19 protein-coding genes are annotated in these 19698 nt (G+C 66.0%); 10 read left to right on the top strand and 9 right to left on the bottom strand.

Features of this window, described 5'->3' with window-relative positions; all coding sequences use genetic code 11:
• The first annotated feature begins 243 nt into the window (after positions 1-243).
• Positions 244-1236, top strand: coding sequence for a patatin-like phospholipase family protein (locus AC5P6S_RS19330; RefSeq protein WP_005411784.1), 993 nt, complete (start codon positions 244-246; stop codon positions 1234-1236).
• 46 nt (positions 1237-1282) lie between these two features.
• Here AC5P6S_RS19330 and AC5P6S_RS19325 read toward each other — a convergent pair whose 3' ends face one another.
• A complete protein-coding gene (locus AC5P6S_RS19325; protein ID WP_005411783.1) occupies positions 1283-2026 on the bottom strand; it encodes a hypothetical protein in 744 nt (247 codons plus the stop codon).
• 147 nt (positions 2027-2173) lie between these two features.
• Positions 2174-2659, bottom strand: a complete 486-nt coding sequence (locus tag AC5P6S_RS19320; RefSeq protein WP_005411782.1) for an Lrp/AsnC family transcriptional regulator — start codon at positions 2657-2659, stop codon at positions 2174-2176.
• 125 nt (positions 2660-2784) lie between these two features.
• On the opposite strand from AC5P6S_RS19320, the gene phhA reads away from it, so the two are divergent.
• Positions 2785-3678, top strand: a complete 894-nt coding sequence (phhA, locus tag AC5P6S_RS19315; RefSeq protein WP_049402965.1) for a phenylalanine 4-monooxygenase — start codon at positions 2785-2787, stop codon at positions 3676-3678.
• A gap of 110 nt (positions 3679-3788) precedes the next feature.
• Here phhA and AC5P6S_RS19310 read toward each other — a convergent pair whose 3' ends face one another.
• Positions 3789-4844 carry a LacI family DNA-binding transcriptional regulator gene (locus AC5P6S_RS19310; protein ID WP_099605106.1) on the bottom strand — a complete coding sequence of 352 codons (1056 nt, stop codon included), beginning with the start codon at positions 4842-4844 and terminating at the stop codon, positions 3789-3791.
• A gap of 238 nt (positions 4845-5082) precedes the next feature.
• On the opposite strand from AC5P6S_RS19310, the gene AC5P6S_RS19305 reads away from it, so the two are divergent.
• The 4 genes from AC5P6S_RS19305 (at position 5083) to AC5P6S_RS19290 (ending at position 8070) form a co-directional block, all read left to right on the top strand.
• Positions 5083-5673: a cysteine dioxygenase family protein gene (locus tag AC5P6S_RS19305; protein WP_005411799.1), complete on the top strand. Its 591-nt coding sequence runs from the start codon at positions 5083-5085 to the stop codon at positions 5671-5673.
• Positions 5674-5786: 113 nt separating this feature from the next.
• The gene (eda, locus tag AC5P6S_RS19300; protein ID WP_043035290.1) at positions 5787-6425 is read left to right on the top strand and encodes a bifunctional 4-hydroxy-2-oxoglutarate aldolase/2-dehydro-3-deoxy-phosphogluconate aldolase; all 639 of its coding nucleotides are present in this window, start codon (positions 5787-5789) and stop codon (positions 6423-6425) included.
• Positions 6426-6521: 96 nt separating this feature from the next.
• Positions 6522-7550 carry an alcohol dehydrogenase AdhP gene (gene adhP, locus AC5P6S_RS19295; RefSeq protein WP_043035289.1) on the top strand — a complete coding sequence of 343 codons (1029 nt, stop codon included), beginning with the start codon at positions 6522-6524 and terminating at the stop codon, positions 7548-7550.
• 127 nt (positions 7551-7677) lie between these two features.
• Positions 7678-8070 (top strand): hypothetical protein, encoded by a 393-nt coding sequence (locus AC5P6S_RS19290; protein WP_005411776.1) that lies wholly within the window; start codon positions 7678-7680, stop codon positions 8068-8070.
• Positions 8071-8141: 71 nt separating this feature from the next.
• Here the strand turns inward: AC5P6S_RS19290 and ligD are convergent, their stop codons facing one another.
• The 3 genes from ligD to AC5P6S_RS19275 all read right to left on the bottom strand — a co-directional run bounded on the left by ligD (position 8142) and on the right by AC5P6S_RS19275 (position 12115).
• On the bottom strand, positions 8142-10628 hold the full coding sequence (gene ligD, locus AC5P6S_RS19285; RefSeq protein WP_414498320.1) for a DNA ligase D: 2487 nt from the start codon (positions 10626-10628) through the stop codon (positions 8142-8144).
• Positions 10629-10631: 3 nt separating this feature from the next.
• Entirely contained in the window at positions 10632-11552 is a 921-nt protein-coding gene (gene ku, locus AC5P6S_RS19280) for a non-homologous end joining protein Ku (RefSeq protein WP_012478658.1), read from the bottom strand.
• A gap of 164 nt (positions 11553-11716) precedes the next feature.
• Positions 11717-12115: a hypothetical protein gene (locus tag AC5P6S_RS19275; RefSeq protein WP_012478657.1), complete on the bottom strand. Its 399-nt coding sequence runs from the start codon at positions 12113-12115 to the stop codon at positions 11717-11719.
• A 146-nt stretch (positions 12116-12261) separates the two neighbouring features.
• Between AC5P6S_RS19275 and AC5P6S_RS19270 the strand changes: the two genes are divergently transcribed.
• Positions 12262-12600, top strand: a complete 339-nt coding sequence (locus AC5P6S_RS19270) for a hypothetical protein (protein WP_005411772.1) — start codon at positions 12262-12264, stop codon at positions 12598-12600.
• Between the two features lie 81 nt (positions 12601-12681).
• Here AC5P6S_RS19270 and AC5P6S_RS19265 read toward each other — a convergent pair whose 3' ends face one another.
• Positions 12682-14775, bottom strand: a complete 2094-nt coding sequence (locus AC5P6S_RS19265) for a TonB-dependent receptor family protein (protein ID WP_414498319.1) — start codon at positions 14773-14775, stop codon at positions 12682-12684.
• 171 nt (positions 14776-14946) lie between these two features.
• On the opposite strand from AC5P6S_RS19265, the gene AC5P6S_RS19260 reads away from it, so the two are divergent.
• The 3 genes from AC5P6S_RS19260 (at position 14947) to AC5P6S_RS19250 (ending at position 18218) form a co-directional block, all read left to right on the top strand.
• On the top strand, positions 14947-16149 hold the full coding sequence (locus tag AC5P6S_RS19260) for an amino acid aminotransferase (protein ID WP_005411770.1): 1203 nt from the start codon (positions 14947-14949) through the stop codon (positions 16147-16149).
• Between the two features lie 233 nt (positions 16150-16382).
• Positions 16383-17399, top strand: coding sequence for a class 1 fructose-bisphosphatase (locus AC5P6S_RS19255; protein ID WP_043035283.1), 1017 nt, complete (start codon positions 16383-16385; stop codon positions 17397-17399).
• Between the two features lie 108 nt (positions 17400-17507).
• Complete coding sequence (locus tag AC5P6S_RS19250) at positions 17508-18218, top strand: 2OG-Fe(II) oxygenase (RefSeq protein WP_024958796.1); 711 nt, start codon at positions 17508-17510, stop codon at positions 18216-18218.
• 62 nt (positions 18219-18280) lie between these two features.
• Here the strand turns inward: AC5P6S_RS19250 and AC5P6S_RS19245 are convergent, their stop codons facing one another.
• Together AC5P6S_RS19245 and AC5P6S_RS19240 are read right to left on the bottom strand one after the other, a co-directional pair.
• Entirely contained in the window at positions 18281-18751 is a 471-nt protein-coding gene (locus AC5P6S_RS19245) for a hypothetical protein (protein ID WP_197633364.1), read from the bottom strand.
• A 687-nt stretch (positions 18752-19438) separates the two neighbouring features.
• The gene (locus tag AC5P6S_RS19240; RefSeq protein WP_223846460.1) at positions 19439-19621 is read right to left on the bottom strand and encodes a hypothetical protein; all 183 of its coding nucleotides are present in this window, start codon (positions 19619-19621) and stop codon (positions 19439-19441) included.
• Positions 19622-19698 lie beyond the last annotated feature (77 nt).

Below are 19698 nucleotides of genomic sequence, written 5' to 3'. Positions count from 1 at the left end.
GGTAGTGCCGGCCGCTGGCCGGCAACCCCATGGACCTTGGCGCGCATCCCGGTAGTGCCGGCCGCTGGCCGGCAGCCCCATGGACCTTGGCACGCATCCCGGTAGTGCCGGCCGCTGGCCGGCAACCCCATGGACCTTGGCACTACCTTTATGAATGGGCGATATTTCCCACCCTGCCCGCCCCGCCACGGCTTCGGTATGCTGGCGCCCTTTCCTGAATCCGGCGCCGCGAGCGCACTGCCGATGAGCCTGTTCCGCCCCCGCATGCTGCTGTCCGTCGCCCTGATCGGCCTGCTGGCCGGCTGCGGTGGCGATCCGGTCCGCCCCACGCCGCCGCCGGCGCCGACCGTGGTGCCACAGGCCAAGCCGGTGAAGATCGGTATCGCCCTCGGCGGTGGCGCGGCCAAGGGCTTTGCCCACATCGGCGTGATCAAGATGCTGGAAGCCAATGGCTTCGAACCGGCGGTGGTGTCCGGCACCAGTGCCGGCAGCGTGGTCGGCGCGCTGTACGCCAGCGGCATGGACGCGTTCCAGATGCAGAGCAAGGCGGTGGCGCTGGATGAAGCCAGCATCCGCGACGTGCGGCTGTTCTCCGGTGGCCTGGTGCAGGGCCAGAAGCTGCAGGACTACGTCAACGAACAGGTTGCCAACCGTCCGGCCGAACGCCTGAAGAAGCCGTTCGCCGCCGTCGCCACCCAGCTGGAAACCGGCGAGCGGGCGATCTTCGTGCGCGGCAACGTCGGCCAGGCGGTGCGCGCGTCGAGCAGCATTCCCGGCGTGTTCGAACCGGTGAAGATCGGTGGTCGCAACTACATCGATGGCGGCGTGGTCAGCCCGGTGCCGGTGGATGCCGCGCGCCAGCTCGGCGCCGACTTCGTGATCGCCGTGGACATCTCCAGCAAGGCCAGCGGCAAGGCGCCGACCGACATGCTGGGCATCGTCAACCAGTCCATCTCGATCATGGGCCAGCGCCTGGGCGAACAGGAACTGGCACGCGCCGACATCGTCATCCGGCCGAAGGTGCTGGACATCGGCGCTGCCGATTTCAGCCAGCGCGGCACGGCGATCCTGGAAGGCGAAAAGGCCGCGATGGCCGCAATGCCGCAGATCCGCGCCAGGATCCAGCAGCTGCAGCGTGCGCGTGCTGCGGCCGCTGCACCGGCGCCGGTGGCTGCCCCCAAGTGCGAGGAAGCCTCGCGCCTGGGCAAGCTGATGGGCCGCAAGGACAAGTGCTGAGGGCAACCCGCTCCATGCGGGTCACCCCCAGGGGCCTCACGACGGGTCAGGCGCCGATCTGGGCCAGTGCGTCGTTGGCTGCGGCCGTCACCGAGCTGCCGTAGCCATGGATGTACGAGCCGTTGCAGACCAGCGTGGCGTGCAGAATGACGCCATTGATTTCGGCCTTCTCGAAGTTGCAGCTCTGGCCTGCCGCTGTGGAGTAACGCATCAGTCGCATGGCGATGACGTTGGCGTCATCGATGCTGGCACCGAGCCCACTGATGGACCAGCTCTTCAGGGTCTGCGTGTTGCCGCAGTCGTAGCGGAAACGGAACCCCCAGGATTCCGGATAGTACGAACCCTGCAGCGGCGCTGCGCAATGGGTACCCGTGGCCGCCATTTCCGTCGCGATGGCCAGCGAGTTGCGCGCCGCGGTGGTGGGTGAGTTGCCCACGCCGGCGATCGACCAGCCATTGCAGACAAACTGGGCGAAAACACCCTTGCCGTAGGCACCACTGACGATGCTGCTGGCATCCGCGCTGCAGCTCACGCCGGCCTGCAGCACCGCCATGAAGCCGTTGAGGTTCTCCACCGCTTCATTGACCGAGACGCCGATTCCATAGACATAGCTACCATTGCACTGGCGCTTGGCCAGCGTCGACGAGTTGCTGGTCATGCCGACGAATTCAGTGGTACCGCAACTCAGCGCCAGAGGTTGGGCGTTGGCGATCTGGGGGGAAGCACCCGCAGCGGCAGGCATCAGGCCAGCGACAAGCAGGGCAATGACTGGAGCAAGGCAGACTTTCATGTCGATCTCTCCGGACAGGGTTGTCCAGTGAGTCTAGGAAGGCTGATTGCGTCACTCTGTCAGAGGTTCATCCGTCTCGCCGTAGGAAAATGCCTTGCGTCGCCCAGGATGCAAAGCAAGTCACGCTCTCCCACATCCGCCGGATGATCACGACTCCAGCTGCGAAAGCGGCAGTGCCTGGAAACCCTTCACCGTGCGCAGCACGAAGCTGGAATTGGCATCGGCCACGCCACCGGCGTTGAGCAACCGGTCCAGCAGGAAGCGAGAGAAGTGCTCCAGGTCGCGCACGTAGACGTGCAGCAGGTAGTCCATGTCGCCGGTCAGCGCATGGCAGGCCACCACCTCGTCCCACGCTTGCACGCTGTCCACGAAGTGGCCGATGGCGGCCTGGTCGTGCTTTTCCAGCTGCACGCGCACGAAGGCCTGCAGGCCCAGCCGCAGCTGCCGCGGCTCCAGCCGCGCGCCATAGCCGACGATCACACCCTCGCTTTCCAGCCGCTGCAACCGCCGCAGGCAAGCCGAAGGCGAAAGATTCACCCGCGCCGCCAGTTCGGCGTTGGTGGCGCGCCCATCCCGCTGGATTTCAGCCAGCAGGCGTATATCCGTGCGATCAAACTGGACTTCTCCGGCCATTGTTGCCCCGCAACATGGTGAGTACGCAAGGATATTGCGCCAACAGGGCCAACGGGCGCAACTTTTGCAACCCTGTTGCGCGTGCTCTGCCCTAGCATCGTAGGCATCCCGTCAAGGAGTGCCCCATGGACCTCGCCCAGCCCCGCCGCGTCGAACACCAGCAGACCGACAAGGGCTACGTGCCGGTGTACACCACCGCGCTCGTCGAGCAGCCGTGGGACACCTATACCGCCGACGACCACGCCACCTGGAGCACGCTGTACCAGCGCCAGCGCGAGCTGCTGGTCGGCCGCGCCTGCCAGGAGTTCCTGGATGCACAGGACGAGATGGGCATGAGCGCGCACATGATTCCGCGCTTCGACCAGCTCAATGAAGTACTCGGCGCCGCCACCGGCTGGACCCTGGTCGGCGTTGAAGGCCTGCTGCCGGAACTGGATTTCTTCGACCACCTGGCCAATCGCCGTTTTCCGGTGACCTGGTGGATCCGTCGCCCGGACCAGATTGATTACATCGCCGAGCCGGACCTGTTCCACGATCTGTTCGGCCACGTGCCGCTGCTGATGAACCCGGTGTTCGCCGACTACATGGAGGCGTACGGCCGTGGCGGCGTCAAAGCCCATGCGATCGGCCCGGACGCGCTGCAGAACCTCACGCGCCTGTACTGGTACACGGTGGAATTCGGCCTGATCGACACGCCCGAGGGCCTGCGCATCTACGGCGCCGGCATCGTGTCGTCGAAGGGCGAGTCGCTGTACTCGCTGGAATCGGCCGCGCCCAACCGCATCGGCTTCGACCTGCAGCGGATCATGCGCACGAAGTACCGCATCGACACCTTCCAGAAGACCTACTTCGTCATCGACAGCTTCGAACAGCTGATGCAGGCGACGTCGCCGGACTTCACCCCGATCTACGCGGCACTGGCCAGCCAGGCGCATCTGCCGGCCGGTGACGTGCAGGGCGATGACCGCGTGTTCCAGAAGGGCACGGGTGATGGCTGGGCCGACGGCGGGGACGTGTAAGCGCACGACGTACAGCGCTTCGCATTGAAAGGAAAACGGCGCACCTGGATGCGCCGTTTTCGTTGTTGCCTGCCTGCGCCATTGCAGCGGCGCAGGCGAGGGCAGGGCACTCAGGCGTCCACGGCGCGGCAGGAACCGCGCACCATCAACTGCGGATGCACGCTGGCTGCGGTCGGCGCATCCGGCACGTCGGCCTGCACCAGCATCGACGCGGCCACGCGGCCGATATCGGACACATGGCGGCGCACCGAGGTCAGCGGCGGCCACAGCCGCGAGGCCAGCGGGCTGTCGTCGTAGCTGACGATCGACAGCTGCTGCGGCACCGCGATGCCCGCACGCAACGCCACCTGGTACACGCCGGCAGCCATTTCATCGTTGCCGGCAAAGATCGCACTGGGGCGTTGTCCGCCCAGCAGCAACCGTTCGGCGGCATGCACGCCGGATTCGAAGGTGTCGCCCGCTTCCAGCACGCGCTCGCCCGGCAAGGTCAGCCCCACCTGGGCCAACCGGTCAAGGAAGCCATGGGTACGCTCACGCGCCGCGCGCCGGTCACCCGGTCCGGCGATCACCGCGATGTCGCGGTGGCCGAGCGAGAGCAGGTAGCCCGCTGCTGCTGCCGCGCCATCGCGATCGTGGGTGACCACCGCCTGCACGTCTTCTTCCGACGCATGCGCGTTGATCCGCACGTAGCGGCAGTCGATGTCGTCCAGCATCTGCGCGAGTGCAACCGATTCGGATGCACGCGGGCCGAGGATCACCCCATGCAGCTTCTGCTGCTGCACGAAGCGGCGCACGCCCTGCGCGCAGTCCGGGTCCTGGCTGTCGCAGGGATGCACCACCAGCTCATAGCCGGTGCCGCGCAGCGCTTCCAGCGCGCCGTGCTGCAGGTCGACAATGCATTGGGCGCCGGGGTCGTCGTACACCAGCCCGATCAGGAAGGAGCGGCGGAACGCGAGTCCGCGCGCCAGGGGGTCGGGCACGTAACCGACCTCGCGCATCAACGCCTCGACCTTGTCGCGGGTGTCTTTGCGCACCAGCGGCGAGTTGTTGATGATTCTTGAAACCGTTTTCTTGGAAACTCCCGACAGTCGTGCGATGTCGTTGATCGTGGCAGCCTTGCCTTTCGATGCCGGCAACGCGGCATCGCTCATATTTCGCACTGACATGTATAGAACCAGGTAAGTCGGAGAATTCTAGCCTTGCGCCCGTCGGGCGCGAAGTTGCGGAATGTCGCAGCTGGAGCGGCACAGACCGTGTTCGACACGTTCCACCGCGTGAGGTTCCATTGTGATCGCTCTACTGCGTTTGCATCTGAACCGTTTTTCACGCGTGCTTGCCATGAATGCGGGTGCCACGCGCGCGAACACCAACATTCCCTTAACCATGCTCCGCTACAGTCGGGGCATGGACCTGCAGACTTCTCCGTTTCCGGCGTTCCGTGGCCGCGACCGGTTGATCGCCGCAGTCGACGCGGCGATGACCTCCGGTGATGCCGGGCGCATCACCGCCGACCTGCAGCTGGCGCTGCAGGAAGCCATCGCGGACAGCCGCATCGAGCTACCCGAATGCGTGCACCGTCCGGTCAGTGATCATTACGCGCGACGCCCGCTGTACCACAGCCAGGAACACGGCTACAGCGTGATTGCCATGAGCTGGGGCCCAGGGCAGGGCACGCCGCTGCACGACCACGATGCCATGTGGTGTGTGGAGGGCGTGTGGTTGGGGGAACTGGAGATCACCCGTTACGAGCTGCTGGAATGCGCCGGCGAACGCTGGCGCTTCCGACGCCACGCCGCGCTGCGCGGCGGCTGCGGCAGCGCCGGCAGCCTCATTCCACCTCACGAATACCACACCCTGCGCAATGCCAGCGATGAAGCCCTGGCCATTTCGGTGCATGTATACGAAGCGCCGATGGAACGTTCGGCGGTGTTCGACCCGCTTGGGGGTGACTGGTACCAACGCCGCATCCAGGCACTGCAGGCCGACGCAGTCTGAATCCGCCGCAGGGCAGGGTACCAGCACCTTCGCAGCGTGCATGGCATCATGCGCCGCTGCGCTGCCGGACCCGGCGGCGATCCGCGATGCCCCATCGGGCAAGGAGCAAGACCATGTCCAGCGCTGATCCGCGCCTGCGCGCGCTGTTGAAGCTGGCACCGGTGATTCCGGTGTACACCCCCGAAGATGTGAATGAGGCGGTCGAAGTGGCCCAGGCGCTGTTCCGCGGCGGCCTGCCGGTGATCGAAGTGACGCTGCGCACGCCGCAGGCGCTGGATGCGATCAAGGCCATGGTCGAGGCCGTGCCCGATGCCGTCATCGGCGCCGGCACCGTGCTCAACGCCGCGCAGATGCAGGCGGCGAAGCAGGCCGGCGCGCGCTTCGCGGTGTCGCCCGGTGCAACGCCGGCGCTGTATGCCGCCGCGCGCGATGCCGACCTGCCGTACCTGCCCGGTGCCGCCACCGCCTCGGACCTGATCCTGGGCGTGGAGCACGGCACGGACACCTTCAAGTTCTTCCCGGCGGTGCAGGCCGGTGGCGCTGCGCTGCTGGCGGCCTGGCACGGCCCGTTTGCCGACGTGCGCTTCTGCCCGACCGGCGGCATCAGCGCGCAGACCGCGCCGCAGTTCCTGCACCTGCCCAACGTGCTGTGCGTGGGCGGCTCGTGGCTGACCACCCCGGCGCTGCTGCAGACCCGTGACTGGGACGCCATCGAACGACTGGCGCGCGAAGCATCGGTACTGGCCAGCTGAACCTGCTGCACGGATCTTCAAAGGTTTGATCGTGATCAAAGCGCCGGCCTCGAGCCGGCGTCATTCTGTGGGCAAGCGCACTGCGGAGATCCGAACATGCAATCCACCATGAAGGCCGCCGTCGTACGCGAGTTCGGCAAGCCGCTGGTCATCGAGGAAGTCTCGGTACCGCGCCCGGGGGCGGGCGAGGTGCTGGTCAGGATCGAGGCCTGTGGCGTCTGCCACACCGACCTGCACGCCGCCGAGGGCGACTGGCCGGTGAAACCGAACCCGCCATTCATCCCCGGCCACGAGGGCGTGGGGCACGTCGTGGCCGTGGGAGGCGGGGTAGGGCACGTCAAGGAAGGCGACAGGGTCGGCATCCCCTGGTTGTACTCGGCGTGTGGCCATTGCGAACACTGCCTGGGTGGCTGGGAAACGCTGTGCGAGACGCAGCGCAACACCGGTTACTCGGTCAACGGCGGCTTCGCCGAGTACGCACTGGCCGATGCCAACTATGTCGGCCTGCTTCCGAAGGAAGTGGGCTTCGTCGAGATCGCGCCGGTGTTGTGCGCCGGCGTGACCGTCTACAAGGGCCTGAAGGTGACCGACACCAAGCCCGGGGACTGGGTGGTGATTTCCGGCATCGGTGGCCTGGGCCACATGGCGGTGCAGTACGCCCGTGCGATGGGCCTGAATGTGGCTGCGGTGGACGTGGACGACAACAAGCTGGCATTGGCCCGGCAGCTCGGCGCGCAGATCACCGTGAACGCGCGTACCACCGATCCGGCCGCATTCCTGAAGAAGGAGATCGGCGGTGCGCACGGCGCCCTGGTCACGGCGGTTTCGCCGAAGGCGTTCGAACAGGCTCTGGGCATGGTCCGCCGCGGTGGCACCGTGTCGCTCAATGGCCTGCCGCCCGGCAACTTCCCGCTGGACATCTTCGGCATGGTCCTCAACGGCATCACCGTGCGCGGCTCGATCGTCGGCACCCGGCTGGATCTGCAGGAGTCACTGCAGTTCGCCGCCGAAGGCAAGGTCGCAGCCACGGTCAGCACCGACCGCCTGGAAAACATCAACGACGTGTTCGCGCGCATGCACGCGGGCACCATCGAAGGCCGCGTGGTGCTCGACTTCGCCGCCTGACTGCCTGTGCATGGCCGCCGCTGCTCCGTACCCCTCTCCCACGGGCACGGCGGCCATGCCGATCCATCGGTAGTGCCGGCCGCTGGCCGGCAACGCGGGCACTCTGTGGCAGCCGTACAATACGCGCATGCCTGGCCTGCTCAAGACCCTGTTCCTGTCCATCGTCGCCCTGATCGGCGGCGTGCTGTCGCTTGCGCTGGTCAGCAGCGTCGCCGGCTGGCTGCCGCCGTTGCTGGGCCTGTCGCCGGACAGCAACAGCGTGCAGTTGGGGTGGGACCTGGCCTTCAGCGTACTCGGTGGCGTCGCCGGCATTTCCTTCGCCACCTATTACGCACCGTGCTGGCCGCGTTCACATGGCTTCTCGATCTGGTCGCTGATCGCGCTGGGCTGTGGCTACGCGATGTGGACGGCGGGTGCGGACTTCCCGTTCTGGTTCGTCATTTCGCTGTTGGCATCGCTGCCGTTGCAACTGCTGGTCGGTTGGTGGTTCGGGCGCCGCCCCTCGCGCGATCTGCGCTGAGCGCATGCAGGTAGTGCCGGCCGCGGGCCGGCAACTGCAGGATGGCCGAGGTTGCCGGCCAGCGGCCGGCACTACCGCTTCAGCGACGGCAGCCTCTGCTTCAACCGCGCGATGCCCTGCCATGGGTCACCCTTCAGCCGCTTGGCGCGCGCCAGCGCCTTGGCCATCGGAAACGCGTCGGCCGCGCTCACCCGGGCCAGTTCTTCCCAGCGCAGCGGCACCGCCACGCCGGCAGCATCGCGCGCGCGCAGCGACCACGAACACACGCTGGTGGCACCGCGTGTGTTGCGCAGCCAATCGATGAAGATCACGCCGCCGCGCTTGGCCTTGCTCATCGTCGCCACGTAGCGATCAGGCTGCTCCAGCGCCATTGCCTGCGCGAACGCCTCGCAGAACGCCTTGGCCTCGTCCCAGCCAGCCTTGGGCTGCAGCGGCACCACCACGTGCACGCCCTTGCCACCGGACAGCCGCACGAAGCTCTGCAGGCCCACCTCCTGCAGGCGGTCACGGACATCGCGCGCAGCGGCCTTCACCTGTGCCCAGCTCACCCCTTCGCCGGGGTCGAGATCGAACACCAGACGATCCGGGTGCTCGGGATCGGCCACGGTCGCGCCCCACGGATGCAGTTCCAGGGTGTTCATCTGCACCAGCTGCAGCAGGCCCCGCGCATCGTCGACGTAGACGTAATCCTCGCGGCCGCTCTTCTGCTGCAGGGGTACCGCATGTACCGCGTCCCCCAGACCGGGGCCATGGTGCTTCTGGAAGAAGCAGGCCTTGCCCACGCCGTCCGGGCAGCGCAGCAGTGACAGCGGACGTCCGGCAATCTCGGGCAGGATCCAGCGCGCCATGCGCTGGTAGTAGTCGGCCACGTCACCCTTGCGCAGTTTCTGCCTTGGAAACACCACCCGCTCCGGATGAGTGATCTCGACCTCGCCTCCGGTCTCGGTATCTGCGGTGCTCATTCCCAGGTCCTCCTTCTGCTTGTCGCTGCGCAGTCGCTTGAAACTGGCCTGGCGCAGCAGGCCTTCCTTGCCCCAGCCACGGAAGGCCACCTCGGCCACCGCCACCGGCTTCACCCAGCGTACGCTGGCAGCGCGGAACGGCACATGCGCCGGCAGCTGCAGCACGGGCGTCTTCACCGCCAATGGCTGCAGTGCCTTGAGCAGCGCGCGCAGGCTTTGGTCGTCGAAACCGGTGCCAACGCGGCCCACATAGCGCAAGCCGCCCTTGTCCGGCGTCGCCAGCAGCAGCGAGCCGAACCCCACCCGTGAACCCTTGGGTGCCGTGTAGCCGACGATCAGGAACTCGTCGGTGTCTTCGTGCTTCACCTTCACCCAGCTGCGCGCGCGGGTATTCACGTACGGGGCATCCACCTGCTTGCTGACGGTGCCTTCGAATCCGGCCTTGCCACTGGCATCGAACACCTGCGGGCCATGGTCGATCACGTGCTCACTGAAGGCCAGGGTGCCAGGCGCGGGCCCAATGAGCTCTTTCAGGAGTGCTTTGCGCTCCAGCAACGGCGCACGACTGATATCCGCTCCAGCCACGCCCGGAAGATCGAACACGATGTAGCGCAGCGGTTGCTTCGAACTGCCGTCGATCACCCGCTGCAACGCTGCGAAGTCACTGCGTCCTTCCTTGTCCAGCACCACCAGTTCGCCGTCCAGGCGTGCATCGCGCACCGGCAGCGCCTGCACGGCCTGCACCACTTCGGGAAAATCATCGGTCCAATCCAGACCATTGCGGGAGCGCAGCTTGACCTCGCCATCGTGCAGATCAGCCAGCAGGCGATAGCCATCCCACTTGATCTCGTGAAGCCAGCGGTCGCCGTCCGGCGCACTGTCGCGATGATCGGTCAACTGCGGTTTGAATGCATGCGGGTAGGGTGCGTCACGTGCGCCGTGCAGTTGCAGCGCGCGTGCATGCCAGCGCACATCGGCCTTGCGTGTGGTCGTGCGTGCGACGGGTGCAGCTCGCGCCGTCTTGTCCGCGGAACGCTTCTTCGCCGCAGGTGTTCGTTTCGGCATCGGTGCCGTCAGCAGGTCATCCGCCTCCGCGTCGCGCGCTTCCCCGTCACCGCGCTTGATCAACAGCCACTGCACCTGGCGTCCTTTCATCGCGGTCCGCACCAGCTTCCAGCCACCGGCCAGGCGTTGTCCATGCAGCACGAAGTCGATCTTGCCCGCCGCCAGTGCCTGCAGTGGATCGCCTTCACAGGCCCAGGTGCCGTGATCGAAGACTTCCACGTGGCCCGCACCATAGTGGCCTTCAGGAATGTCTCCCTCGAAACCGGCGTAGGAGAGCGGATGGTCTTCCACTTCCACGGCCAGCCGCATTTCACCGACGCGCAGGGAAGGCCCCTTGGGCACCGCCCAGCTCTTCAGTACGCCGTCCATTTCCAGGCGGAAGTCATAGTGACGCGAGCTGGCATGGTGCAGCTGGATGACAAAGGTCGGCCGCTGCTTCGGGTCGCCCGGTGCGGGCGTGTCGTCGGGCTCCGTTGTCTGCCCGGCGCCACCGCCAAGCCGGCGTTTGCGCCGATACTGGTGCAACGACATGGCTCACCCCGCCTTGCGTCGGGGTGCGGTCTTCTTTGCAGCCTTCTTCGTTGTCTTCTTTGCGGCCTTCTTCACTGGCGACTTGGCGGTTGCTTTGCGCGTTGCGGCCTTCTTCGCTGGCGTTCGCTTGTTCGCATCCAGGCTCTTCTGCAGCAGCGCCATGAAGTCGACCACATTGGTACTGGCGTCCTCGCGCGGTGCCGGCTCATCGTCCACCCGCGTGGTGCCGCCCTTGGACTTGATGCGCTTGTTCAACACCTGCTGCAGGCGCTCGCGGAATTCATCGTGGTACTGCGACGGATCCCAATCGCCGGCCATCGACTCGATCAACTGCTCGGCCATCGCCGTTTCCTTGCTGGTGATGCGATAGTCGGACAGCTTGCCGGTGGGCAGCTTGTAGTCCTCGGGATCCACCAGTTCCTGCGGATAGCGCAGGATCATCAGCACCAGCGCGTCCTCATGCGGCATCACCGCACACAGGTATTCGCGCGTACGCACCACCACCCGCGCGATGCCCACCTTGCCGGTGCTGCGCAACGTTTCGCGCAGCAGCACATAGCCCTTCTCGGCCTTCTTGCCGGGCACCAGCAGATACGGTTTCTCGTAATAGCGCGGGTCGATCTGCGCCGCATCCACGAATGATTCCACCTCCACCGCTTCGTGGCTTTCAGGCGCGGCCGAGCGGATATCACCTTCCTCCAGCACGACATAGCTTCCCTTGTCGTACTCATAGGCTTTGACGATGTCCTTCCAGGGCACCTCCTCGCCGGTGTCGGCGTTGACCCGTTCGAAACGTATCGGCTTGCGGTCGCGGGAATCGAGCATGCGGAACTGCAGGTCGACCTTGCGTTCGCCGGACATCAGCGACACCGGCACGTTGAGCAGGCCAAACGACAGCGTGCCGGTCCAGATCGGGCGGGCCATGGGCGTACCTTTGGCGGAACAGGGCATCCAGCTTCGGATGGGCGGTGTAAACCACCCGTGTCGATACCGTGCACGTGGGTTCTACGCAGATGCGGTAGTGCCGGCCGCTGGCCGGCAGAGCTCGCGGCCTGAAGTTTGCTGGGGTTGCCGGCCAGCGGCCGGCACTACTGCAGCAACGGCCTCACCGCCGCCGCCGGAATATGGTCCAGCGCGCGCCAGGCGTCTTCCACCACCGGCCGCGCCTGCGACCAGCCCAAGCGTGACTGCCCGCGCATCTGTTCCCAGTGCTCGGCCAGTTCCTCGCAGGTATCGGCGGCATCACCGCGTGGCCAATCCGCAGCATGCGTGGTCAACGCGAAGGCATACACCGGGCACAGGTCGCGCCAGTTCCGGTGGCTCTGCCCGCGGCGCTCCTCGTAGTCGCTGAGCATGTACTGCAGGTAGTCCTGCGCCACCGCCTGGGGGTCTTCATGGCGACGCGTACGGCGCTGCGCGCTGCGCTGGCCGAGCGGATCGAGCAGGGCGTTGAACACGGACGGTGCGGGTCGTTCAAGACGGGGCATGGCCGGCTCCTGCAGCGGGGGCGGGTGGGCAGGAATACGCGCGGTGCCGTTACCGGGGGGTGAGCGAGATGTTCATGACGCCAGGTTCGCAACGGCTTTACCTGCGGGGCGGTGTAGTGGAATCCCCCAAGGGCAGGTACCAGACCATGAGCCGAGAGACCTCGCGAGACCCGCTGCGGGAGAACCACCCGCCCATTCCCGGCGAGCAGCGCGGCAAGCGCGATGCCGACAACGCCGACTACCGCGGCACCGGCGCGCCGTTCTTCGATGCCGAGCACGACCACCTGCCGGTGAAGCACGAGGCTGAACAGGCGGCCCAGGACCGCAAGGATGGCGGCGACCGCCATCGCGGTGGCCAGGAGAGCCCGCTCAAGCGCCGTGAACGCAAGCAGCGCGCCAGCGACAACCAGGACGAGGCGCTGGAGGAGACCTTCCCGGCCAGCGACCCGACCTCGCCGTTCGTGCCAGCCAAGGCCCCCGACTGACCGGTAGTGCCGGCCGCTGGCCGGCAACCTCTGGGCTGCCCTACACAGAGCGATGCCGGCCAGCGGCCGGCACTACCCCTTTCAGCGCCACGACCATTGCAGGCCGACGTTGGCTCGCCGTCCCGGTCCCGGCTCGTAGAAGCGACCATTGCCGTCATTGACGATCACCGAGCCGATGTAGGCCTGGTCCAGCACGTTCTCCAGCCTGGCGAAGGCGCGCAGCTCGCCGCCCGGCAGCGTCCATCGACGGCCGGCTTCCAGGTACAGCAGGGCGTAGCCCGGCGCGCGCTCGGTGGCCACGTCATTGACCACGGTATCGCTGCTGGCCATTGCCTCCAGCGCCCACTGCCAATCGGCAGGGCTCCACTGCAGCCGGGCGAAGGCCTGCTGGCGCGGCACGCCGGGCAGACGGCTGCCTACAGCGACCAGGGTGTTCGAGGTCAGGTACGGCGAGCGCACCTGCGCCTGCAGCCAGGTCCACGCCAGCTGCAGTTCCAGGTGCTCGGCCAGCGGCTGTCGGTACTGCAGCTCCAGCCCCTGGCGGCGGGTGCGGCCAATGTTGCGGTAGGTGCTGCGTCCGCCGATATTGCTGGCAACGGCCAGCTCGTCGTCGGTATCTGCACGGAACAGGCTGACATCGAGCTGGGTTCCATCCTGTGCGTGCCACTTGCTGCCTAGCTCCAGGCTGCGGCTGCGGGCGGCCGCCAGATCCAGCGCCAGACCCGCCTGACCATCGGCGCGATACCCCAGCTCGTTGAAGGTGGGGGTCTCGAATCCACGCCCCACGGCGGCATGCAGCCGCCACTGCGGGCTGGCCTCGAAGCTGACGCCTGCCACAGGCGTGATCGCCTGGTAGCGCCGGTGGCCACTGTCGTCGGGGTTGGCGCCGACGATGTAGCGGTCATTCGATTCGAATCGCACGGCGCTGTGGCGCAGCCCGGCCAGCAGCGACCAACGCGGGCTCCATTGCCACCAGGCCTGGGCGAACTGATCCACGTTCTGCACGACGTCGATCTGGTCACGACGCAGCCGCCCCCGCACGCCCAGGGCGCTGCCGATGAAGTTCTCGTAGCCGGTGCGGTGCTGGCGCTGGCGGTCGGCGCTGAGCCCGGCCACCAGATCCAGCGGTCGACCCGCCAGATCGCCGTGCCAGCCCCAGCGCGCGTCCAGCCCGCCATAGCCGCCCTGCAGATCGATCACGCCGCCGGCATGCAGCGGGCTGTTGGTCTGGGGTGCCGGCGGAATCGGCAGGTACTGGCGTACCGCGCGCTGGCCGGCATAGCCCATCAATTGCCAGCGCTGCGCTCCCGTTTCACGGGTCCAGCGCAGGCCGGCCTGCTGCTGGCGCACGGTTTTGCGGGTGTTGTACTGGTGCGCGACTGCCGTGGCCTGGCGCGGATCAGCCGCCACCTGGGCACGGGTCAGGCCCAACGGATCCTGCGCATCGGGGGCGTCAAGCGCATTGAGCAGCAGCTCCAGCCGCCCACCGCCCAGCTCTCCACCGATGCGTGCGTTGAGCGATTCACGGCGCGCGCGGCTATGGTCCCGCCAGCCATCGGTGCGGAAGTGATTGGCGGCGATGTTGTAGTCCAGCACTTGACCGGCACCCTTCAGCTGCGCACCGACACTGAGCGTGTTGTCGGCGCCGGCATTCACGCGCAACCGCCACGGGTCGCCGGCCTGGCCCTGCGCGCTCCAGACCTGCAGCACGCCGCCGGAGGAATTGCCGTACAACGCCGAGAACGGCCCGCGCAGCACCTCGATGCGCTCGGCGCCCAACAGGCTGGCATGCGACAGCTGACCCTGGCCGTCAGGCATGGTCGCCGTCACCCCGTCGATCAGCACCCGCACCCCGCGCACGCCAAAGGTCGAGCGTGCGCCGAAGCCACGAATCGACAGCTGCGTGTCCTGGGCGAAGTTCTGCCGGTCACGTGCCAGCAGTCCGGGGACCCCGGCCAAGGCCTCAGACAGCTGCGCACCGGTGCCCGCGCGGCTGGCGTCGATCCAGACCGTGTCCTGGCTGGCCGGCAGCGCGAACGGATCGATGCCTGGCACCCGGGCGGCCTGTACCTGCACCGCAGGCAGGGCGGTGGGCGCAGGCTCGGCCACCGCCGCCCAGGGCGACAGCAGCAGGGCGGACAGTGGCAGGCAACGGCGTCGTGCGGCGGGATTCATGATTCAGGTTGATGGATCAGGCGGCAACGCACGCCATGGTACGGGGCCGCGGATGACGATGGCGGCGGCCAGCCCCGGCAGGCTTTGTTACGATGGGCTGTTTCCGGCCGAAAAGCCGCGGACCGCGTAGCGCACTTCCTCCCCCTTTCCGTCTACCGAACGAGTACCGCCGTGTCCTTCTTTGCAAACGTGGAACTGGTCCCAGGCGACCCGATCCTGGGCCTGACCGAGGCGTACAACGCCGACAGCCGCCCGACCAAGGTCAACCTGGGTGTGGGCATCTACTACGACGAGAGCGGCCGCATTCCGCTGCTGCGCGCCGTCAAGCAGATCGAGCAGCAGCTCGCCGCCGAGGCCAAACCGCGCGGCTACCTGCCGATCGATGGCCTGCCGGCGTACACGCAGGCGACGCGTGAGCTGGTGTTCGGCAAGGACTCGCCGCTGCTGGCCGCCGGCCGCGTCACCACCGCACAGACCGTCGGCGGCAGCGGTGCGCTGCGCGTCGGCGCCGACGTGCTGAAGAAGCTGCTGCCGCACGCCACCGTTGCGCTGAGCAACCCGAGCTGGGAAAACCACCGTGCGGTGTTCAGCGCCGCTGGTTTCGACGTGCTGGATTACACCTACTTCGACCCGAGCACCCATGGCGTCGATTTCGACGGCATGCTGGCCGACCTGGGCAAGCTGGACGCCGGCACCGTGGTGCTGCTGCACGCCTGCTGCCACAACCCCACCGGTGCCGACCTGACGGTCACCCAGTGGAAGCAGGTCGCGCAGCTGCTGAAGGACAAGCAGCTGTTCCCCTTCATCGACATGGCCTACCAGGGCTTCGACAAGGGCATCGAGCAGGACGGCGCCGCCGTGCGCATCATCGCCGAAGCCGGCATCGACAGCTTCATCGTCGCCAACTCGTACTCCAAGTCGTTCTCGCTGTACGGCGAGCGCGTGGGTGCGCTGTCGATGGTGGCACCGACCGCCGCTGACGCCAAGGCGGTGCAGTCGCAGGTCAAGCGCGTGATCCGCACCATCTACTCCAGCCCATCCACCCACGGTGCTGCGCTGGTGGCCGGCGTGCTGACCAACCCGGAACTGCGTGCGATGTGGGAGCAGGAGCTGACCGAGATGCGCGAGCGCATCCACGCCCTGCGCCAGGGCCTGGTCGAGAAGCTGGCTGCCGCTGGCGCGCCGCAGTTCGGTTTCATCAACGAACAGGCCGGCATGTTCTCCTACTCCGGCCTGAGCCGCGAGCAGGTCGAGCGTCTGCGCGACGAGTTCGGCATCTACGCCGTCGGCACCGGCCGCATCTGCGTGGCGGCGTTGAACCAGAACAACCTGGAATACGTCGCCAAGGCCGTGGCCACCGTCGCCAAGGGCTGAAACAACGCTCCAGTAGCTTGAAGACAAAGGCGCCGAAAGGCGCCTTTGTTTTTTTGCTTTTGCTCTTGCCTTTGCCATCCCCACCGCGCTCGCGGCGAACCCTGAAGCGCGTGGGAGGGGGAGGCGCCACGAGTGCAACGCATCTGGAAACGATTACGCCTTCCCGCGCTCACGCACGGCCCCGCCATACGGGCGACAATAGGCGTTTTCCCGCTGCCGAGACCTGCCCGCTCATGTCCCGTACTTCGTTGACCCGCTTCCTGATCCAGGAACAGCACGCCGGCCGCATCAACGCCGACCTGCGCCAGCTGATCGCGGTCGTCGCCCGCGCCTGCACCAGCATCTCCATCGCCGTCAGCAAGGGCGCCCTCGGTGGCGTGCTGGGCGATGCCGGTACCGGTAACGTGCAGGGCGAGGCGCAGAAGAAGCTGGACGTCATCAGCAACGAGATCCTGCTTGAAGCGAACGCCTGGGGTGGCCACCTCGCCGCGTGCGCCTCGGAGGAAATGGACCACAGCCAGCCGGTGCCGGACATCTACCCGCGCGGTGATTTCCTGCTGCTGTTCGATCCCCTCGACGGCAGCTCCAACATCGACGTCAACGTCTCCGTCGGCACCATCTTCTCGGTGCTGCGCTGCCCGACCAATGTCGAACTGCCGGGCGACGACGCCTTCCTGCAGCCGGGCAGCAAGCAGATCGCCGCCGGCTACTGCATCTACGGGCCCAGCACCCAGCTGGTGCTGACCGTCGGCCATGGCACCCACGCCTTCACCCTGGACCGTGAGAAGGGCGAGTTCGTGCTGACCACCGAGAACATGCAGATTCCGGCGGCTACCCAGGAGTTCGCGATCAACATGTCCAACCAGCGCCACTGGGAAGCACCGATGCAGGCCTATGTCGGCGATCTGCTGGCGGGCAAGGAAGGCACGCGCGGCAAGAACTTCAACATGCGCTGGATCGCCAGCATGGTCGCCGACGTGCACCGCATCCTGACCCGCGGCGGCATCTTCATCTACCCGTGGGACAAGAAGGATCCGTCCAAGGCCGGCAAGCTGCGCCTGATGTACGAGGCCAACCCGATGGGCCTGCTGGTCGAACAGGCCGGCGGCGCCGCCTGGACCGGCCGCGAGCGCATCCTCGACATCCAGCCCGACCAGCTGCACCAGCGCGTGCCGGTGTTCCTGGGTTCGCGCGAGGAAGTGGCCGAAGCCGTGCGCTACCACCGCGCGCACGACGACGCGCAGGGCTGATTGGCGGTTGCCTGACGACGGTCATGGCAGATCGATGACATGACCGTGGGGTGACACCGAGGGCGGCAAACGGCACCATCAAGCCGTTGCCGCCTAAGGAATGCACGCATGCACGAGCAGGGCCCGGTCGATTTCATCGAGGTCATCCACAACGCGGTCCCCAGCGAGGTCTGCGCGGCGATCGTCGAGCGCATGCGGGCGGCGCGTGGCCTGCAGCCCGGTGCCGTGGGCAGTGGCGTGTTCCCGGAACTCAAGCACAGCAAGGATCTGCGCATCAGCGGCCTTGATGGCTGGCAGGATGTGGACCATCAGCTGCAGCACGCGGTGTTCAACGGCCTGCTGACTTATCTACGCCGTTATCCACAGGCATTGATCGCGCCGCTGATGTTGCAGATCCAGGACAGCAAGGGCCAACCGCGACGCCTGTCTGCCGAGGACTTCCCTGACATGCCGCAGCAGCAGCTGGCCGACCTGGCCCGCACCTGCCTGCGCCCGGGCGCCATCAACCTGCAGTGGTATGCGGCGGGCGAGGGCGGTTACCCGTACTGGCACTGCGAGCTGTACCCCAAGGATGCGCAGGCCGAGACCCTGCACCGGCACGTGCTGTGGACGCTGTACCTCAACGAGGAATTCGAAGAGGGCGAGACCGAGTTCCTGTTCCAGGGGCGGAAGATCGCACCACGCACCGGCAGCCTGCTGATTGCGCCGACGGCGTTTACCCATACCCATCGCGGTAACAGGCCGCAGGGGGGGGACAAGTTCATCGCGACGAGTTGGATCCTGTTCCAGAGCGCGCAGAAGTTATTTGGGGGACGGTGAGGTCATCGTACTCCTCCCGATTGGAGCCGATATCCAGGCAAGTTCGTTATGCCGTCGGTGGTTTACCGGGCCTCAGGAGAGCAGTAGTAGTCGCCGCCCCTGTCCGAGTCCCAGTAGGTTCCTCCATAGAGCTTCACCGTACTGCCTCTTGTCGTCAGCTCTACCGAGCGCGCCAGGCGATCCTCGCAGAAGACCATCAATCTGTAATGGCGCTGCCGTTTGTCTTTCTGCAGTCGCCACCGCTTCTCTGCGGCTTGTTTGATGAAGAAAGCGGCGATCTGCTCTGGATCAGATTCGAGTTCGGCGTCGAAGACGGCCCCCAGGAACGTGACCTTCGGTAAGAACTTAACGTTCGTGGGATGGCTCCCTGAAGGAAGTTCAAAGGTCTCGGTAGCAGCGCGCAGTTCTGATTCTGTTGGCTTTCCGGTCCAATCGCCACCTCCAATGGATCCAAACATTGAAAGATAGGTACCGCCTATCAGGGCCGCAATCACAGCGTATAGAAGCAAATGAGCCAATGATTTCTTCTTCACCAACCATTCCCCCAATCGCCATCCTTCTTAGACAGCTCACCCGGTGATGCACCGCCGCCAATTCCAATACCAATTTCAGTGGAAGTTCCACCGCCGGCGGAATAGTTGATACCTCCACCAACTCCAGCTCTACATTAGGGCTTCGGCTTCCTCCACGGTCTGATCAGGGTTTTGTACATGACCCAGGCAATCCAGCCGCAGACCAACCCAACCCCAGCGACAGTGATTTCCTCTTCCCCGAAAGGAGATCCACTTACCCCTTGATAGACGACGAAGACAGTTGCTCTCAACGACAACAGGGCAAATATCACTACAGGTGCCCAAAGTATGAACTTCATCATTCCCCCGTGTGCAATGCATGGACCCATGCTCGACAACTGGCCGTCTAGACTCTCTGTCCCGACATCTGCGGCATCATGATCTTCTTGCATGTACGGATTACCGGCATGAGGTTCCTCTTTCCGCTCTTGCCTCCGCGGTACTACCGCCGAGAATCGATGTCAGAAGAGGCAGCATTTTCCCTCAGAACGCGGTGCCAGTACGCGTAACTCCAAGCTTTCCATGCTAGCTGTTGCAGCTTCCAGAACCCGAAAGCCATCAGCCTCAGATTGGCTGTTGCAAGCGGCCGTGGCAAATAGAGTCCAGCTTGCTCGACTTCGCTCCAGATAGAGTCGGGCGGGCTCGACGCTACCGCGGGCGACGGCGATAGAGAATCCCGCCTGCCACAGCGCCGAACACCGCCACACCGAAACCAACGAGCTCTTCTTCTCCAAGCGCGTCGCCGGAGATCGGCTTGCCGCCCGTCAGCAACAGAAGGTTCAACGGAAGCATCCACAGGAACGCGATGCCCAGCCAGTAGATGATCTTCATGTCATGTGCTCACGGGTCCGGATACATCGACTTGAACCAGTAGGCGGATCTGTTCCGCATCCATGAGCTGAATTCTC

It is taken from the genome of Stenotrophomonas sp. YJH_SMC_119 (assembly GCF_059368315.1).
This window is presented reverse-complemented; position numbering and strand designations above follow the sequence as displayed.

Coding starts and splice junctions, on each gene's coding strand:
- AC5P6S_RS19330 (WP_005411784.1), top strand. CDS start 244: ATGAGCCTGTTCCGCCCCCGCATGCTGCTGTCCGTCGCCCTGATCGGC.
- AC5P6S_RS19325 (WP_005411783.1), bottom strand. CDS start 2,026: ATGAAAGTCTGCCTTGCTCCAGTCATTGCCCTGCTTGTCGCTGGCCTG.
- AC5P6S_RS19320 (WP_005411782.1), bottom strand. CDS start 2,659: ATGGCCGGAGAAGTCCAGTTTGATCGCACGGATATACGCCTGCTGGCT.
- phhA (WP_049402965.1), top strand. CDS start 2,785: ATGGACCTCGCCCAGCCCCGCCGCGTCGAACACCAGCAGACCGACAAG.
- AC5P6S_RS19310 (WP_099605106.1), bottom strand. CDS start 4,844: ATGTCAGTGCGAAATATGAGCGATGCCGCGTTGCCGGCATCGAAAGGC.
- AC5P6S_RS19305 (WP_005411799.1), top strand. CDS start 5,083: ATGGACCTGCAGACTTCTCCGTTTCCGGCGTTCCGTGGCCGCGACCGG.
- eda (WP_043035290.1), top strand. CDS start 5,787: ATGTCCAGCGCTGATCCGCGCCTGCGCGCGCTGTTGAAGCTGGCACCG.
- adhP (WP_043035289.1), top strand. CDS start 6,522: ATGCAATCCACCATGAAGGCCGCCGTCGTACGCGAGTTCGGCAAGCCG.
- AC5P6S_RS19290 (WP_005411776.1), top strand. CDS start 7,678: ATGCCTGGCCTGCTCAAGACCCTGTTCCTGTCCATCGTCGCCCTGATC.
- ligD (WP_414498320.1), bottom strand. CDS start 10,628: ATGTCGTTGCACCAGTATCGGCGCAAACGCCGGCTTGGCGGTGGCGCC.
- ku (WP_012478658.1), bottom strand. CDS start 11,552: ATGGCCCGCCCGATCTGGACCGGCACGCTGTCGTTTGGCCTGCTCAAC.
- AC5P6S_RS19275 (WP_012478657.1), bottom strand. CDS start 12,115: ATGCCCCGTCTTGAACGACCCGCACCGTCCGTGTTCAACGCCCTGCTC.
- AC5P6S_RS19270 (WP_005411772.1), top strand. CDS start 12,262: ATGAGCCGAGAGACCTCGCGAGACCCGCTGCGGGAGAACCACCCGCCC.
- AC5P6S_RS19265 (WP_414498319.1), bottom strand. CDS start 14,775: ATGAATCCCGCCGCACGACGCCGTTGCCTGCCACTGTCCGCCCTGCTG.
- AC5P6S_RS19255 (WP_043035283.1), top strand. CDS start 16,383: ATGTCCCGTACTTCGTTGACCCGCTTCCTGATCCAGGAACAGCACGCC.
- AC5P6S_RS19250 (WP_024958796.1), top strand. CDS start 17,508: ATGCACGAGCAGGGCCCGGTCGATTTCATCGAGGTCATCCACAACGCG.
- AC5P6S_RS19240 (WP_223846460.1), bottom strand. CDS start 19,621: ATGAAGATCATCTACTGGCTGGGCATCGCGTTCCTGTGGATGCTTCCG.